Consider the following 15,974-nt stretch of genomic DNA (forward strand, 5'->3'; position numbering starts at 1 on the left):
CTGTGAGCGACCAGCACATCCACGCCGACACGGGCGAGGCCGTCGACACCGCCGCGATCAACTCCTCGATCCGCTACGCGATGATCTCGGTGTTCTCGCTGTCCGGCGAGGTCCCCGCCGACGCCGACGCGCGGTCGGCGCTCGCCGCCGCGGCCGCGGACGCCCTGTGGGACGGCGCTGCCGACGCGGACCGCGACCCGTCCCGCCCCGACGGTGACGTGGTGGTGCGCGGCGTGTACGACGTCGCCGGTCTCCGCGCCGACGCCGACCTCATGGTCTGGGTGCACGGCCCCTCGGTGGAGGCGGTGCAGGGCGCCTACCAGCGGCTGCGGGCCTCGCGGCTCGGCCGGGTCCTGACCCCGGTGTGGTCGGTCGTGGCCCTGCACCGGGCGGCGGAGTTCAACAAGGGGCACGTGCCGGCTTTCCTCGCCGGCGAGGCGCCGCGCGACTACCTGTGCGTGTACCCGTTCGTGCGGTCCTACGAGTGGTACCTGCTGCCCGACGACGAGCGCCGCACCATGCTGCGCGACCACGGCATCGCGGCCGCCGGGTACAAGGACGTGCGGGCCAACACGATGAGCACGTTCGCGCTGAGCGACTACGAGTGGCTGCTGCCGTTCGAGGCGGACGCGCTCGACCGGATCGTCGACCTGATGCGGGACCTGCGGGCGACCGAGGCGCGGCTCCACGTGCGCGAGGAGGTGCCGTTCTTCACCGGCCCGCGCGTGGAGCTGGCCGCGTGGGTGGAGCGCCTGCCGCGCTCGGCGTGACCGCGCGCCGGGCGCGACGCTCGGCCCGCTCAAGATGCTCAGCATGCTGAGGTTTGGCATGCTGGGGGCATGACGACCTACGACACGACACCCCAGCAGGCCACCGCCCGCGACCGCGTCCGGCAGGTCGTGGTCGCCGTCGGCGCCCTCCTGGCGATCCTCGGTGCCGCCGTCGGCTCCGGGGCGTTCGGAGGCCAGCCGATCCAGGACGCCGCCGGCGGCGCCCTGTCCGCCGAGGCGACCGTGGTGGCCCCCGACAACCCGGCGTTCTCCATCTGGTCGGTCATCTACACCGGGCTCGTCCTCTTCGCCGTCGTCCAGGCGCTGCCCGGGCGCGGGGCCGACGCCCGGCTGCGGTCCGTGTCCTGGTGGATCCTCGCCTCGATGCTCCTCAACGCCGCGTGGATCGGCGTCGTGCAGGCCGGCTGGCTGTGGGCCAGCGTCGCTGTGATCGCCGTCCTCGTCGCGGTGCTGTCCCTCGTGCTCGTCCGCCTGGTCCGCACCCCCGCACCGCGCGTGCTCGACGCCGTCGTCACCGACGTCACGGTCGGCCTCTACCTGGGCTGGGTGTCCGTGGCGACGCTCGCCAACACCACCGCCGCCCTCACCGCCGCCGACGTCGGCGAGCTGGGCCTGGGTGCCAGCGGGTGGGGCGCGGTCCTGGCCGCCGTCGCCGCCGTGCTCGCCCTGGCCATGGCGAGGTACGGCGCCGCCCGCCCCGCCGTCGTGGTCCCGGTCGGTCTGGCCATGGGCTGGGGTCTCGCCTGGATCGCGGTCGGCCGCACCGAGGGCCCGCTGACGGACTCCGTCGTGGCGGTCGCCGCCGGGGTCGCCGCCGCCGTGGCCGCCGTCGGCCCGGTCGTGATCAGCCTGCTGCGGCGCCGGACCCGGTCCTAGCGGCTCGCCACCACGACCGTCGCGTCGAGGGCCTCGTCCCGGACCCTCCGGGCGGCGAGGCCGGCCTGCTCGACCGCACGGCGCGCCCCGGCCCACTGGTGCTCGGCGATCTCGAACAGCAGCGCACCGTCCGGAGCCAGCCACGCCGGAGCGTCTGCGAGCACCCGGCGCAGCACGTCGAGGCCGTCGTCGCCGCCGTCGAGCGCGCGTCGCGGCTCGTGCTCGCGGGCCTCCGGCGGCATCGTGGCGACCGCGTCCGTCGGGACGTAGGGCGCGTGGCACAGCAGCAGGTCGACCCGGCCGTGCAGGTCGTGCGGGAGCGGGGCGAACAGGTCGCCGACCAGGGCGACCCCGCCCAGCGGCTCCAGGTTGCGGCGCGCGTACGCGGCCGCCACCGGGTCGACGTCCACGGCGTGCAGCGTCGCCGATGTCCCGGCCGCCGACCGGCCCGCCAGCACCGCCCCGCCGACGACGCCGCAGCCGCAGCACAGGTCGACGACGGTCGCGTCGGGCCGCGGCGCGACGCGGTCCAGCGCGAGGCGCACCAGCGCCTCGCTGCGACGGCGCGGCACGAACACCCCGGGACCCACCGCCCAGGACCGCCCGGCCAGCTCGACCCGGCCGAGCACGTGCTCCAGAGGTTCGCCGGCCGCGCGCCGCGCGACCAGCTCCTCCAGCCGCGCCGAGCCCACCGGGGCGGCCCGCAGCAGCGCCGCGGCCTCGTCCTCGGCGAAGACGCACCCCGCCGCTCGCAGCCGGGCGATGAGCGCCGCCGTCGTGGTCGGGTCCGGCGTGCTCAGGGGTAGAGCCCGCGGATCTCGTGCGCCTCGGCGGTCCGGCGGACGCCGATGATCGTCGCGGCGTCCCGGAGCGAGACGCCGTCGCGCCGGGCCAGAGCGGAGACGTCCGCGTAGGCCGAGGCCATGCGCCGCGCGAGCTTCTCGGCGATCTCCTGCGCCGACCACCAGTACGTCTGGTTCGCCTGCACCCACTCGAAGTAGGAGACGACGACGCCGCCGGCGTTGGCCAGCACGTCGGGCACCACCGTGACCCCGCGCTCGGCCAGCACGGCGTCGCCCGCCGTGGTGGTCGGCCCGTTCGCGCCCTCGACCACCCACCGTGCCCGCACCGTGCGCGACGACTCGGCGGTGAGCACGCCCTCGACGGCGGCGGGCACCAGCACGTCCACGTCCAGGGCGATCAGCTCGGCGTTCGAGATCGGGTCGGCGTCGGCGAACCCGGCCACGCTGCCCGTCTCGGCCACGTGGTCGGCCAGCCGGTCCAGGTCGAGCCCGTCGTCCGCCCGGATCCCGCCGTACTGGTCGCTGACGGCGACCACCCGCGCCCCGCGCTCGGCGAAGATCGTCGCGGCGTTGCCACCGACCTTGCCGAAGCCCTGGATCGCGACGGACACGTCGCTCATCTGCGCGTCCGCCTCCTTGAGCGCGGCGGCGGTGACGTGCACGATCCCGGCGCTCGTGGCCGTGCCGCGGCCCAGCGACCCGCCCACGGCGAGCGGCTTGCCCGTGACCACCGCCGGGATCGTGTAGCCGCGGTTGACCGAGTAGGTGTCCATGACCCACGCCATCGTGCGGTCGTCGGTGCCCATGTCGGGCGCCATGATGTCGGTGTCCGGGCCGATCAGCGGCATGATCTCGGAGGTGTACCGACGCGTCACCCGCTCCAGCTCGCCCGGGGTGTAGTCGGCGGGGTCGATGCCGACGCCGCCCTTCGCGCCCCCGAACGGCAGGTCGACGATGCCGCACTTCCAGGTCATCCACATCGCCAGCGCCCGCACCTCGTCGATGTGCACGCTGGGGTGGAACCGCAGCCCGCCCTTGCCGGGACCCCGCGAGACGTTGTGCTGGACCCGATAGCCCTGGAAGAGCACCCGGGACCCGTCGTCGCGGTGCAGCGGGACCGCGACCTGGATCTCGCGGCGCGGCGTGGCCAGCATCTGGTGCAGGCCGTCGTCGTAGCCCAGGTGCGCGACGGCGGTCGCGAGCTGGGACTGCGCCGTCTCCAGGGCCGAGGCCTCGCCCGCCGGGGCCGGGCGGGTCGACATCGTCGTCACAGGGGTTCCTCCTCGGAGGCATCGTCGGCGGGGCTCCGGTCGGTGCCCTTGCGGTGGTCACCGGCCCGGTCGGGGCCGTCCCGGTACCGTACCCCGCGGTCGCCGGGCGGTCCCGACCGTGCCGCGGGTCCTGTCGAGTTGTCGCAAACGGCGTCCCGCACGCCCGGTTCTGTACAAGACGGGACCCCGCCGTCGGGCGCACCCTGGAGACATGAGCACCCATGCCACCGACCGCGGCACCGGCGACCCCGGGACCCGCCGCGACGCGACCGTGAGCCCCGCGGACCTGGTCGAGGACGCCGTCGCCCTCGCCCACTCCTGGATCGAGGCGGCCGGGCGGTCCGACGGCGTCGCCACCCGCTCCGACCGTCGCACCCGCGCCACCGCCGAGCGGCTCGGCGCGCTGGTCGCCGACCCGGCCGGCCTCGACCTCGCCGTCGGCTTCGTCGACGACGTCGCCCGGCCCCAGGACGTCCACGTCGCCGCCAAGGCGCTCGCCGGCCTCGGCCGCGACGCCGGCGCCGCCTCGTTCCTCTCGCCCGTCGACCGGACCCTGTTCCGCGTCGGCGCCGCCGTGGCGCCCGTGCTGCCCTCCGTCGTCGTGCCGGCCGCCCGGGTGCGGCTGCGTCAGCTCGTCGGCCACCTCGTCGCCGACGCCGGGCGCGGCCTGGGCAAGCACCTCGCCCGCACCCGCGCCGAGGGCTACACCCTCAACGTGAACCTGCTGGGGGAGGCCGTGCTCGGCGACGAGGAGGCGGCCGCGCGGCTCGAGCGCACCATCGCGCTGGTGGAGCGCCCCGACGTGGACTACGTCTCGGTCAAGGTCTCCTCCGTGGCCGCCCAGCTGGTCACCTGGGACCTGGAGGGTTCCCGCGACCGCGTGGTCGAGCACCTCCTGCCGCTGTACCGCGCCGCGCTCGACCACGGCGTGTTCGTCAACCTCGACATGGAGGAGTACAAGGACCTCGCGCTGACCACCGCCGTCTTCCGCGACGTCCTCGAGCACCCCGAGCTGCGCGACCTGTCCGCGGGCATCGTGCTGCAGGCCTACCTCCCCGACGCGCTCGGTGCCCTCGACGAGCTCACCGCCTGGGCGCAGCAGCGGGTCGCCGACGGCGGAGCGCCGGTCAAGGTGCGCCTGGTCAAGGGTGCCAACCTCGCCATGGAGCACGTCGAGGCCGAGCTGCACGACTGGACGCCCGCCCCCTACGGCACCAAGGCCGAGGTCGACGCCAACTACGTGCGCATCCTCGACCGTCACCTGACCCCCGCGCGCACCGCCGCCGTCCGCCTCGGTGTGGCCTCGCACAACCTGTTCGACGTGGCGCTCGCGATCCTGCTCGGCCGGGCGCGCGCCGTCAGCGCCGGGCTCGACATCGAGATGCTGCAGGGCATGGCACCGATCGAGGCCCGGCTGGTACGTGCCGAGGTCTCCCGGGGCGCACCCGACCAGCACGGCGAGGTCGTCCTCTACACGCCTGCCGTGCGCGACGAGGACTTCGACGTCGCCATCTCCTACCTCGTGCGCCGCCTCGAGGAGAACTCCGCCGAGCAGAACTTCGTGCACGCCGCCTTCGCCCCGCCGTCGGCCGAGCCCGGTGTGCGCGGCACCCCGATGGAGCGCCAGGAGGTCGCGTTCCGTGCCTCCGTCGCCGACGGCCTGCGCGACGACCCGGACGCCGTCGTCCCGCGACGCGTCTCGCGGTTCGACGTCCCTGCGTCCCGCCCGGCGGCGACCGCGCACGACGCCGCCCGGCCCGGGTCGCCGACCGGGTTCCACAACGCCACGGACACCGACCCGGCCGTCGCCGCGCACCGCGAGTGGGCCGCCCGCCTCGTCGGGCCCGACAGCGGGTTCGTGCCCGTGCGGACCCCCGAGACCACCGACACCGGGCAGATCGACGCCGTCGTCGCCCGTGCCGTCGAGGTCCGCGAGCAGTGGGCCGCCGTCCCGGCCGCCGGTCGCGCCCGGGTCCTGCGCGAGGCCGCCCGGCAGCTCGAGCTGCGCCGCGGCGACCTCGTCGCCGCCGCCGTGCACGAGCCCGGCAAGACCGTCGCCGAGACCGACCCCGAGGTCACCGAGGCCATCGACTTCGCCGCCTACTACGCGGCGGCCGCCGAGGCGCTCGACACCGTCGACGGCGCCGACTTCGCCCCCGAGGGCGTCACCCTCGTCACCCCGCCGTGGAACTTCCCGGTGGCCATCCCGATCGGCGGCGTGCTCGCGGCGCTCGCGGCCGGTTCGACCGTGCTCGCCAAGCCGGCACCGCCCACGCCCCGCTGCTACGAGCTCGCGGTCGAGGCCGTGCAGGCCGCCCTCGAGGCCGTCGCCCCGGAGATCGGGCTGCCCGCCGACGTCGCCCGCGACGCCGTGCAGCTCCTGCGCGTGCCCGACGGCGAGGCCGGCAAGCACCTGGTCACCCACCCGGCCGTGTCCCGCGTGGTGCTGACCGGCGCGCTGGAGACCGCCCAGATGTTCTCCCGGTGGAACCCGGAGCGACCCGTCCTCGCCGAGACCTCGGGCAAGAACGCCCTGGTCGTCACGCCGTCGGCCGACCTCGACCTCGCGGTGGCCGACGTGGTGCGCAGCGCCTTCGGGCACGCCGGGCAGAAGTGCTCGGCGTCGTCGCTGGTGATCCTCGTCGGCTCGGTCGGTGACGAGAAGACCGTGACGGGCGAGCGGTTCCGCCGCCAGCTCGTCGACGCCGTCCGGTCGCTCGCCGTCGGCCCCGCCACCTCGCTGTCGACGGTCATGGGTCCGCTGACCGAACCGGCCACCGGCAAGCTGCACCGGGCGCTGACGTCGCTGGAGCCGGGGGAGCGCTGGCTCGTCGAGCCCCGGCGCCTGGACGACGTCGCCGACGCCGCGGGGATCGACCCGGACCGGCTGTGGTCGCCCGGGCTGCGCGACGGCGTGGCACCCGGGTCGTTCTTCCACCTCACCGAGGTCTTCGGCCCGGTGCTCGGCATCCTGCGCGCCGCGACGCTGGAGGAGGCGATCGAGCTGCAGAACGCCGTCTCCTACGGCCTGACCGGCGGGATCCACTCCCTCGACGCCGACGAGATCGCGACGTGGCTCGACCGCGTCGAGGTCGGCAACGCCTACGTCAACCGGCACATCACCGGTGCCATCGTGCAGCGGCAGTCGTTCGGCGGTTGGAAGGGCTCGGTCGTCGGTCCCGGCGCCAAGGCGGGCGGACCGAACTACGTGGCCCAGCTCGGCCGCTGGAGCGACGGCGCCGACGTGCCGTCGCGCACCGCCGACCCCGAGGGCTGGCTCGCGTGGGCCGAGGACTCCGACGCCGTCGCGTGGGACACCGAGTTCGGCGTCGTGCACGACCCGACCGGCCTGGCCGTCGAGGAGAACAGCTTCCGCTACCGCCCCGTGCCCGAGGTCACGGTCCGCGTCGGTGACGGCGCCCTGCCCGTCGAGGTGCGCCGCGTGCTGGCCGGTGCCCGTCGGGCCGGGGTCCGCACCGTCGTCGTGCCCGAGTCCGACGCCGGCTGGGGCGTGCCGCACGAGGCCCCGATGTCGCACGAGGACTTCGCCGACGCCGTCACGGCGGGCCGGATCACCGGGCGGATCCGTGTGATCGGTCAGGCACCCGGACTGCGTGCCGCCGCGGTCGAGCGCGTCGGCGAGACGACCGTGCTCGACCAGCCCGTGGTGGCGGCGGGGCGCCGGGAGCTGCTGCCGTTCCTGCGCGAGCAGGCCGTCAGCCGGACGAAGCACCGGTACGGGCACCTGCGCGCCTGAGACGGCGGCGGACGAGCCGCACCGCGCCGGCACCCGTGGCAGCATGGCAGCGTGACGACTGCGTTCGTGCTGGGTGGCGGTGGTGTCCGGGGTGCGGTGCAGGTCGGGATGCTGCAGGCCCTCTTCGAGGCGGACGTCCACCCGGACCTGATCGTCGGGACGTCCGTCGGGGCCATCAACGGCGCGGCGGTCGCCGCCGACCCGACCCTCTCCGTCGTCGACCGGCTGCTGGAGGCCTGGGCGTCACCGACGGCGGCGGCCGTCTACGCCGAGCCCTGGTACCGGCAGGTCCGTCACCTGGCCCGCTCGCGGGTCCACGTGTACGACCCGGCGAAGCTGCGCGCGCTCATCGAGGAGGCCGTGGGGGAGCACCGCACCTTCGCGGACCTCGAGGTGCCGCTCGTCGTGGCCGCCGCCAGCATCGAACGGGCGTCGGAGCACTGGTTCGACTCCGGTCCGCTCGTCGAGGCCGTGCTGGCCTCGGCGTCCGTGCCGGGGGCGATGCCGCCCACGGTCGTGGACGGCGAGCACTTCGTCGACGGTGGCCTGGTGAACTCCATCCCCCTGGGGGAGGCGGTCCGTCGCGGAGCCACCACCGTCTACGTGCTGCAGGTGGGACGGATCGAGGAACCGCTGACCGCCCCGCGCAGCCCCTCCGACGTGGCGAAGGTCGCCTTCGAGATCTCCCGGCGGCACCGGTTCCACCGCGAGCTCGCCGACGTGCCCGCGGACGTCACCGTGCACGTGCTGCCCTCGGGCGGATCGCTGCCCGGCGACGAGAAGGTCCGGGCCTACAAGCGGCTGGACGTCACCCGGCACCGGATCGAGCGGTCCTACGACCGGACCCGGACCTACCTCGCCGGCGAGGCGTGACGTGCTGCCACCGCGGTGGGCCCGCCGGGTCGTCCTCGCCCCGCTGGTCGTCGCGCTCGCCGTCCTCATGGTCCCGACCACGCTGATGTTCGCGATCGTCGTCGGCGGCGTGCTGACCTGGGTCGTCCCCGGCGGGCTGCGCGCGCTGCGGTTGCTCTGGATGGCGGCGTTCTACGTCGTGTGGGACGCGACGGCGCTGCTCGCGATGTTCGGCCTCTGGCTCGCCGCGGGGTGCGGTCTGTTCACCGACCGGCCGTGGTACCGCCGGGCGCACGTGCGGCTGGCCCGCGGGATGCTGGCGCTGTTCTTCTGGCAGGTGCGCTGGACCCTGCGACTGCGGATCCAGCTCGACCTGCCGTCGCCGGGGACGCTGCCGGACGCGCCGGTGGTGGTGCTGAGCCGGCACGCGGGGCCGGGCGACTCGTTCATCATCGTCGACCGGTTGCTGGGGTTGTCGGGGCGTGCGCCGGCGATCGTGCTCAAGGACACGATGCAGTGGGACCCGGCGATCGACGTGCTGCTGAACCGGCTGCCCTCGGCCTTCGTGACGCCGGCGTCACGGCGTCCCACGGGTCGGCCGGGTGCGCGCGAGACGGTGCACCGGATCGCCGCCGGGCTGACCGTCGACGACGCCCTCGTGCTCTTCCCCGAGGGCGGGAACATCACGCCGCGTCGCCGCGCGGAGCGCATCGAGGCGCTGCGCCGGGCCGGGCACGAGACGCTGGCGCGCCAGGCCGAGGACATGACCGAGGTGATGGCACCGCACGTGGGCGGCTTTGACGCCGCGATGGAGGGATCTCCCGACGCCGCCGTCCTGGTGGTCGCGCACACCGGGCTCGAGCGGCTCGTGACCGTCCGGGACGTGTGGCGCGAGCTGCCCATGGACAAGACCATCACCATGCGCGCCTGGCTGCACCCGGCCGGTGCCGTGCCGACCGCCCAGGACGCGCGCGAGACCTGGCTGTTCGACCAGTGGCGGACGATCGACGACTGGGTCGTCAGGCAGAGCCTGTCGGCCTGAGGCTGCGGTTGTGCTGCGGGCGGGTGCCTTGCTGCGCTGCGGCCCTCACCCTGCGCTGCACCTCCGCCTCAGGCCGAGTCACCCTCGACCAGACGCGGGATGAAGATGCGCGGCTCGGGGTGGACGTCCTCGCCGGCCAGCATGTCGAGCAGGGACGACGTCGCCGCCGCGACCATCTCCACCACGGGTTGCAGCACGGTGGTCAGCCGCGGCGTGGTCCGCTCCGCCCCGAGGGCGTCGAAACCGACCACGGCGACGTCCTCGGGCACCCGCTTGCCGTGTGCCTGCAGCACCTGCAGCGCGCCGGTGGCCATGAGGTCCGACGCGGCGAAGACGCCGTCGACGTCGGGGTGCTCTGCCAGGATCTGCTCCATCGCGGCGGCCCCGCCCTCGACCGTGAAGTCGCCGTCGGCGACGGCGTCCGTGGGCAGGTCCGCCCGGGTCAGCGTCTGCCGCCACCCGTCGAAACGGTCGAGGGTGGCGGTCATGTCCCGCGGCCCGGTCAGGGTCGCGATCGACCGGCACCCCCGGTCGATGAGCCGCTGCGTGGCGACCCGGGCGCCGGCCCGGTTGTCGACGTCCACGTAGTGCAGGCCGGCGGCGTCGAACGGACGCCCGACGAAGATCGCGGGCAGCGAGCCGGACCGCAGCTCGGGCTCGAGGTTGTCGTCCTTGTGGTGCGAGGCGACGATGACGCCGTCCACGTGCCCGCTGGTCAGGTACCGGGCGATGTGCCCGGGGCGCTCGCCCTGGCGGGCCAGCAGCAGGACGAGCTGCAGGTCCGTGCCCCCCAACCCCTCGCTGACTCCGCGCACGACGCCGGCGAGGAACGGGTCGGTGAGGATCCTCGCGTCCGGCTCCGGGACCACCAGCGCGATGGAGTCCGTCCGTCGGGTCACGAGCGACCGGGCCGCCCGGTTGGGCGCGTACCCGAGGCGCACGATGGCGGAGTCCACGGCTTGCTGCGCCTCCGGCGAGACCCGGTCGCCACCGTTGATCGCCCGCGATGCCGTCGAGCGCGAGACGCCGGCGGTGCGCGCGACGTCGTCGAGGGTCGGTGCGATGTGCTTCGTGACCACGGTCGGAGATTACCTTCCGCTCAATCCTGTGCCGGGACGGCGTTGTCGCGGGCGACCTCGGCGTACCAGCGGCCCGAAGCCTTCACGATACGCTCCTGGGTCTCGTAGTCGACCCGGGTGAGGCCGAACCGCTTCGTGTAGCCGAGCGCCCACTCGAAGTTGTCCATCAGCGACCACGCGAAGTAGCCGCGGACGTCAGCACCGGCGTCGATCGCGTCCTTGACGGCGCGCAGGTGCCGGTCGATGAACTCGAGCCGGTCCTGGTCGTCGACGCTGCCGTCCGCCTCGACGACGTCGGGGTAGGCCGCGCCGTTCTCGGTGACGACCAGCGCCGTGCCGCGCGGCCCCGCGTAGTCCTGCTGCAGCCGCGTCAGCAAGCGCGTCAGCCCCTCCGGCTGCACCTCCCAGCCCATGTCGGTCAGGGGCAGGCCGCGGCTGTGCGGGTGCACGCCGTCCGGCACCGGGTTCGGCGAGCGGGTCTCGCGCACCGGCCCGGACGCGTCCGGGGTGCGTTCGCCGTCGGGACCGGCGGTGCCCTCGGGGCTCGCGGTGCCGTCGGGACGGGTCCCGGCCTGCGGCGTCGCGGAGACGGCACCGCCGTTGTAGTAGTTCACGCCGAGCACGTCGATCGGCGTGGAGATGATCTCCAGGTCGCCGGGGCGGACGTGGTCGGCCAGGCCCAGGTGGGCGACGTCCTCCAGGAGGTCCTGCGGGTAGGCGCCCCGGAAGATCGGGTCGAGGAAGATCCGGTTGAACACGGCGTCGTCACGGCGCGCGGCGTCCACGTCGGCCGGGTCCGTCGGGTCGACGGGGTCGGAGACGGTGAAGTTGAGCGTCAGCCCCAGCGTCGCCTCGGGTTCACGGTCCCGCAGCGCCTCCACGGCCAGGCCGTGCCCGAGCATGAGGTGGTGCGCTGCGGCGAGGCCGAGCTCGGGGGACGTCCGGCCGGGGGCGTGCACCCCGGCCGTGTAGCCGAGGAACGCCGAGCAGTACGGCTCGTTGAGCGTCGCCCAGATCTTCACCCGGTCGCCCAGGGCCTCGTGCATGGTGGCGGCGTAGTCCGCGAACCGGTAGGCCGTGTCCCGGGCCGGCCAGCCGCCGGCCTCCTCGAGAGCCTGCGGCAGGTCCCAGTGGTACAGCGTGAGCCAGGGGGTGATGCCGGCGCCCAGCAGCTCGTCGACGAGGCGGGAGTAGAAGTCGAGCCCCTCCGGGTTCGGGGTGCGACCGTCCGGCATCACCCGGGCCCAGGAGCTCGAGAACCGGTAGGCGCCCAGGTTCAGCCGGGACATCAGCGCGACGTCCTCGCGGTACCGGTGGTAGTGGTCGCAGGCGACCATGCCGTCGTCACCGTGGACGACCGCACCGGGGACCCGGCAGAAGACGTCCCAGATGGAGTCGCCCCGGCCGCCCTCGGCCCCGGCGCCCTCGATCTGGTAGGCGGCGGTGGCCGCTCCCCACAGGAAGCCCTCGGGGAACGCGACGCGGCCGCGGGCGTTGGCCGTCGGCTCCGTGAGCGGGGAGGACGGGGTGAAGGGGACGGTCGTCCCGGGGGCTGCGGTCCGGGCTCCCGCGCCCGGTGCGATCAGAGTCATGTCAGCAGTTCTTCCCTGTGAGGTGGAGGGGCCCGGACGCGACGGTCCGGGCCCCGCGGAGGATCGGTCGGTCGCGCGTCAGCCCTTCACCGCACCCGCCATGATCCCGGCGACGAGCTGGCGGCCGACGAAGAAGAACATGATCAGCAGCGGCAGCGTCACGAGGAACACGCCACCCATCACCAGCGAGTAGTCGACGAAGTAGTTGTCGCGCAGCGACTGCACCACCAGCGGCAGCGTCGGGTTGTCCGAGGTGAGGATGATCGACGGCCAGAAGTAGTTGGTCCACTGCTGCACGAACTGGAAGAGCCCGAGCATCGCCGCCGCCGGCAGCGCCGCCGGCATCGCGACCGACCAGAAGGTCCGGAACATCGACGCCCCGTCGACGCGGGCGGCTTCGATGAGCTCGTACGGCAGCGCCTCCGAGAGGTACTGGGTCATCCAGAACACGCCGAACGCGGTGACCAGGCCGGGCACGATGACCGCCTGGACCTGGCCGTACCAGCCGATCTCGCTCATGAGGATGTACAGCGGGATGATGCCGAGCTGGACCGGCACCGCCATCGTGGCGATGACGAAGACGAGCAGCGGGCCCCGTCCCCGGAAGTTCAGCTTGGCGAAGGAGTACCCGGCGAGCGTCGAGAAGAACACCACCGACAGCGACGAGAAGACGCCGATCAGCGTGGAGTTCCACAGCGCCTTCCAGAAGTTGATGTTCGAGTCGGTGATGACCGTGGCGAACTGCGAGAAGAGGCTGGCGTCGGGCAGCCACTGCGGGATCGGGTTCTGCGCGATCGCGACCGGGTCGGAGGACCCGAGCAGGAGCGTGTAGTACAGCGGGAAGATCGAGATCAGCAGGACGGCGCCGAGCAGGAAGTAGGTCAGGCGTCCGGCCCGGCGGGCCGACCCGCCGAGCGGCACCTTGCGCTGGCGGCGCTTGGCGGCGGCTCGCGCGGCGCCTGCCCCGGCGGTCTGTGCGGTGACGGCGACGGAGCTCATCGGACGTCCTCCCCGGAGTTCGTGGTGGGCGAGTCGGCGGACGGCTGCGGGGGCGGGTCCACCGGGGGTGGTGGCGGCGACCCGGGCTGTGGGCCGGGGGTGCCGCCCGGCGGGGCCGACGTCGTCGGGGTCTCGCCCCGGGCCGCGGCGGCGCGGGCCTCGGCCATCAGCCGCTTGGTGTGCCGGCGGCTGATCTTGGCGCCCTTCGGCCCGGCGGTGGCGATCCGCTGGGTCATGAGGAAGTTGACCATGCCGACGGCGACGATGATGAGGAACAGCAGCCAGGCGACCGCGGCGGCGCGGCCGAAGTTCTTCTGGTTGCCCCACGCGACGTCGTAGAGGTAGACGACGGTGGTCATCCAGTCGCGGTTCGGGCCGCCGAGGCCGCCGGCGTCGTACATGCGGACCTCGTCGAAGATCTGCATGCCGCCGACGGTGGAGGTGATGACCACGAAGATGACGGTCGCGCGGATCTGCGGGACGGTGACCGAGAAGAACTGCCGCACCCGGCCGGCGCCGTCGATGACGGCCGCCTCGTAGAGGTCGCGCGGGACGGCCTGCATGGCCGCCAGGAAGATGAGGGTGTTGTAGCCGGTCCACCGGTAGTTGACCATCGTGGCGATGGCGACGTGGCTGGCGATCCGGTCGCCGTGCCAGGCGATCGGGTCGACCCCGACGAGTCCGAGCAGCTCGTTGATGAACCCGTACTGGTCGGCGAAGAGGCGGCCGAAGATCATCGAGATGGCGACCGGGGCCACGATGAACGGCACCAGCACGCCCATGCGCCAGAAGGTGGCCGCGCGCAGGTTCTGGTCCAGCAGGGCGGCGATGGTGATCGCCATGATCACCTGCGGGACCGAGGAGAACAGGAAGATCGAGAAGGTGTTCCCGACCGACTTCCAGAAGGTCGGCTGCTGCAGGACGTCGACGTAGTTCTGCATGCCGACGAACTCGCCCTGCCCGCCGAGCAGGTTCCACTCGTACACCGACACCACGGCGGTGTAGGCGAGGGGGAACAGGCCGACGACGGCGAAGAGCAGGAAGAACGGGGAGATGTACAGGTACGGCGAGACCTTGACGTCGAGGCGTCCGAGTCGTTGGGAGAACCCGAGCCGTCGCGGCGGACGGTCGTCGGAGCCGTCGCGCGGCTGCGCGGGCTTGGTGGGGGACAAGAGGGCCATGAGCTGCTTCCTGTACGTCTCCGGTACGTGCTGCGGGCGCGTGTCGGGCCGGTCGCCGGGGGACGGCGACCGGCCCGACACGGTGGTGATCGAAGGGTGGGGTGCGGTGACCGCTCACCCTCGCGCGGGTGGTGTCAGAGACCCAGCTCGTTCACCGAGGAGACCGAGGTCTCCCAGGACTCCTCGGGGTCCTCACCGTTGAGGTCGACACGGTTGATGCCGTTCTGGACCTCCTGGTGGATGGAGAAGTAGTGCGGCCCCTTGTAGACGGCGCCGTCGATGGCCTGCGCCCGCGAGGAGAAGATCGCACCGGCGGGTGCCTCGCTCATGAAGTCGTTGACGAAGGACTGCACCTCGTCGGACTCCTGGGCCTCGATCTGCGACGGGAAGGTGCCGGCCTCGACGAAGGCCTGCGTCTGGACCTCGGGGGAGGTCAGCCAGTCGGCGAGCTCCTGGGCGGCCTCGACGTTGTCGCCGGAGGCCGGGACGGTCAGGAAGGAACCACCCCAGTTGCCGCCGCCGCCCGGGAAGACGTCGGCGATGTCCCAGCCCTCGACGCCACCCGCGTTCTGCTCGATCGGCCCGGTCATCCAGGACGGGCAGAGCATCGTGGCGAAGGCGTCGTTCTGGAAGCCGGCCGACCAGTCGTCGCCCCACTGCTCCAGACCCGCCGACAGGTTGTCGTCGACCGCGGCGGTGATGACCTGGTCGTAGAGGTCCTTGACCTCGGTGTTGGAGGCGAGGTCCTTGGGCTCGCCGGTCTCCGGGTCCTCGTAGGCGGCCTCGACCTGGTTGATCATGCCCTGGTAGGTGGCGACCGCCCCGTCGAACCAGGCGTTGCCGCTGGCGTCGACGTACTCCTTGCCGGCGTCGAAGTAGCTCTCCCAGGTGGCGCTGTCGCCGCCGATCCACTCGGCGACCTCCTCGCGCTCCGACGGCAGGCCGGCGGCCTCGAGCAGGTCGGAGCGGTAGCAGATCGCCTCGGGACCGATGTCGGTGCCGTAGCCGATGAGCTTGCCGTCCGGCGTGGTGGCCTGCTCGACCTTCCAGTCGACCCAGCGGCCGTCGATGGCCGGCATCTCGGCGAACAGGTCCGGGTACTGCATGAACTCGGACAGCCAGTCGACCTCGACGGCCTCGATGTCGGCCAGGCCTTCGCCGCCGGCGGCGAGCTTGGTGGACAGGTTGGTGCGGGCGTCCTCGGCCTGCGCCGCGGTCGTGTGCTCGACGGTGACGTTCGGGTGCTCGTCCTCGTACTGCGCGAGCAGCTCGTCGGTGTAGCCGAAGTTGTTGAAGGTGGCGACCGTGAGGGTGATCTCCTCGTCGGTCGACGCGCCACCGTCCTCTTCGGCGGCGGTCTCCTCACCGGCGGGCTCGTCGGCGTCGCCGGAGCAGGCGCCGAGGAGGAGGCCGAGGGACGCGATGCCGGCGGTGGCCGCGGCGAGGCGGCGATTCCGGCGCGGGCGGGTGCTGCTGAGCACGGTGACTCCCTTGTCTGGTTCGATCGGTGTCGGCGCTGTGGGAGCGCAACCACATCGTTGGATGGTAGCGCTTCCATGACCAAGCACGATGCTTCCGCTGCGGACGGGCCCGCGTCAAGCCGTCCCGGGGATAGTTGTCGGACGGTGATGTTGCCTGCAGATGTCGTCGCAGGTCAGCAGTGGTGTGGGAGCGCTCCCGTTATCAAACCGTGATGCGACGTCGTGCGGGTCCGGATGCGCGGAAGGGTCG

General features: G+C 73.3%; 12 protein-coding genes. 5 read left to right on the forward strand and 7 right to left on the reverse strand.

Annotated elements, in window-relative coordinates; all coding sequences use genetic code 11:
• The first annotated feature begins 2 nt into the window (after positions 1 to 2).
• Together hemQ and V5O49_RS05100 are read left to right on the forward strand one after the other, a co-directional pair.
• Positions 3 to 770, forward strand: a complete 768-nt coding sequence (hemQ, locus tag V5O49_RS05095; protein ID WP_332901277.1) for a hydrogen peroxide-dependent heme synthase — start codon at positions 3 to 5, stop codon at positions 768 to 770.
• Between the two features lie 69 nt (positions 771 to 839).
• On the forward strand, positions 840 to 1,667 hold the full coding sequence (locus tag V5O49_RS05100; protein ID WP_278235189.1) for a tryptophan-rich sensory protein: 828 nt from the start codon (positions 840 to 842) through the stop codon (positions 1,665 to 1,667).
• Here V5O49_RS05100 and V5O49_RS05105 read toward each other — a convergent pair.
• Together V5O49_RS05105 and V5O49_RS05110 are read right to left on the reverse strand one after the other, a co-directional pair.
• The gene (locus V5O49_RS05105; RefSeq protein ID WP_332901337.1) at positions 1,664 to 2,467 is read right to left on the reverse strand and encodes a putative protein N(5)-glutamine methyltransferase; all 804 of its coding nucleotides are present in this window, start codon (positions 2,465 to 2,467) and stop codon (positions 1,664 to 1,666) included. The genes V5O49_RS05100 and V5O49_RS05105 overlap by 4 nt on opposite strands.
• Positions 2,464 to 3,732 carry a Glu/Leu/Phe/Val family dehydrogenase gene (locus V5O49_RS05110; protein ID WP_332901338.1) on the reverse strand — a complete coding sequence of 423 codons (1,269 nt, stop codon included), beginning with the start codon at positions 3,730 to 3,732 and terminating at the stop codon, positions 2,464 to 2,466. The genes V5O49_RS05105 and V5O49_RS05110 overlap by 4 nt, the downstream gene beginning before the upstream one ends.
• 220 nt (positions 3,733 to 3,952) lie before the next feature.
• Here V5O49_RS05110 and V5O49_RS05115 point away from each other — a divergent pair, with 220 nt between their 5' ends.
• The 3 genes from V5O49_RS05115 to V5O49_RS05125 are packed head-to-tail and all read left to right on the forward strand — an operon-like array spanning position 3,953 to position 9,392.
• The gene (locus tag V5O49_RS05115) at positions 3,953 to 7,498 is read left to right on the forward strand and encodes a bifunctional proline dehydrogenase/L-glutamate gamma-semialdehyde dehydrogenase (RefSeq protein WP_332901278.1); all 3,546 of its coding nucleotides are present in this window, start codon (positions 3,953 to 3,955) and stop codon (positions 7,496 to 7,498) included.
• Between the two features lie 51 nt (positions 7,499 to 7,549).
• Positions 7,550 to 8,371: a patatin-like phospholipase family protein gene (locus V5O49_RS05120; RefSeq protein ID WP_332901279.1), complete on the forward strand. Its 822-nt coding sequence runs from the start codon at positions 7,550 to 7,552 to the stop codon at positions 8,369 to 8,371.
• Between the two features lies 1 nt (position 8,372).
• Positions 8,373 to 9,392 carry a 1-acyl-sn-glycerol-3-phosphate acyltransferase gene (locus V5O49_RS05125; RefSeq protein ID WP_332901280.1) on the forward strand — a complete coding sequence of 340 codons (1,020 nt, stop codon included), beginning with the start codon at positions 8,373 to 8,375 and terminating at the stop codon, positions 9,390 to 9,392.
• A 68-nt stretch (positions 9,393 to 9,460) separates the two neighbouring features.
• Here the strand turns inward: V5O49_RS05125 and V5O49_RS05130 are convergent, their stop codons facing one another.
• The 5 genes from V5O49_RS05130 to V5O49_RS05150 form a co-directional block, all read right to left on the reverse strand.
• Positions 9,461 to 10,471: a LacI family DNA-binding transcriptional regulator gene (locus V5O49_RS05130; protein ID WP_332901281.1), complete on the reverse strand. Its 1,011-nt coding sequence runs from the start codon at positions 10,469 to 10,471 to the stop codon at positions 9,461 to 9,463.
• 20 nt (positions 10,472 to 10,491) lie between these two features.
• Positions 10,492 to 12,063 carry a glycoside hydrolase family 1 protein gene (locus V5O49_RS05135; RefSeq protein ID WP_332901282.1) on the reverse strand — a complete coding sequence of 524 codons (1,572 nt, stop codon included), beginning with the start codon at positions 12,061 to 12,063 and terminating at the stop codon, positions 10,492 to 10,494.
• 78 nt (positions 12,064 to 12,141) lie between these two features.
• On the reverse strand, positions 12,142 to 13,062 hold the full coding sequence (locus V5O49_RS05140; RefSeq protein WP_332901283.1) for a carbohydrate ABC transporter permease: 921 nt from the start codon (positions 13,060 to 13,062) through the stop codon (positions 12,142 to 12,144).
• Entirely contained in the window at positions 13,059 to 14,243 is a 1,185-nt protein-coding gene (locus tag V5O49_RS05145) for a carbohydrate ABC transporter permease (protein WP_332901284.1), read from the reverse strand. Before V5O49_RS05145 ends, V5O49_RS05140 begins: the two co-directional genes overlap by 4 nt.
• Positions 14,244 to 14,377: 134 nt before the next feature.
• Entirely contained in the window at positions 14,378 to 15,724 is a 1,347-nt protein-coding gene (locus V5O49_RS05150) for an ABC transporter substrate-binding protein (RefSeq protein ID WP_332901285.1), read from the reverse strand.
• Positions 15,725 to 15,974 lie beyond the last annotated feature (250 nt).

Source organism: Isoptericola haloaureus, from assembly GCF_036689775.1.
Taxonomy (GTDB): Bacteria; Actinomycetota; Actinomycetes; order Actinomycetales; family Cellulomonadaceae; genus Isoptericola; species Isoptericola haloaureus.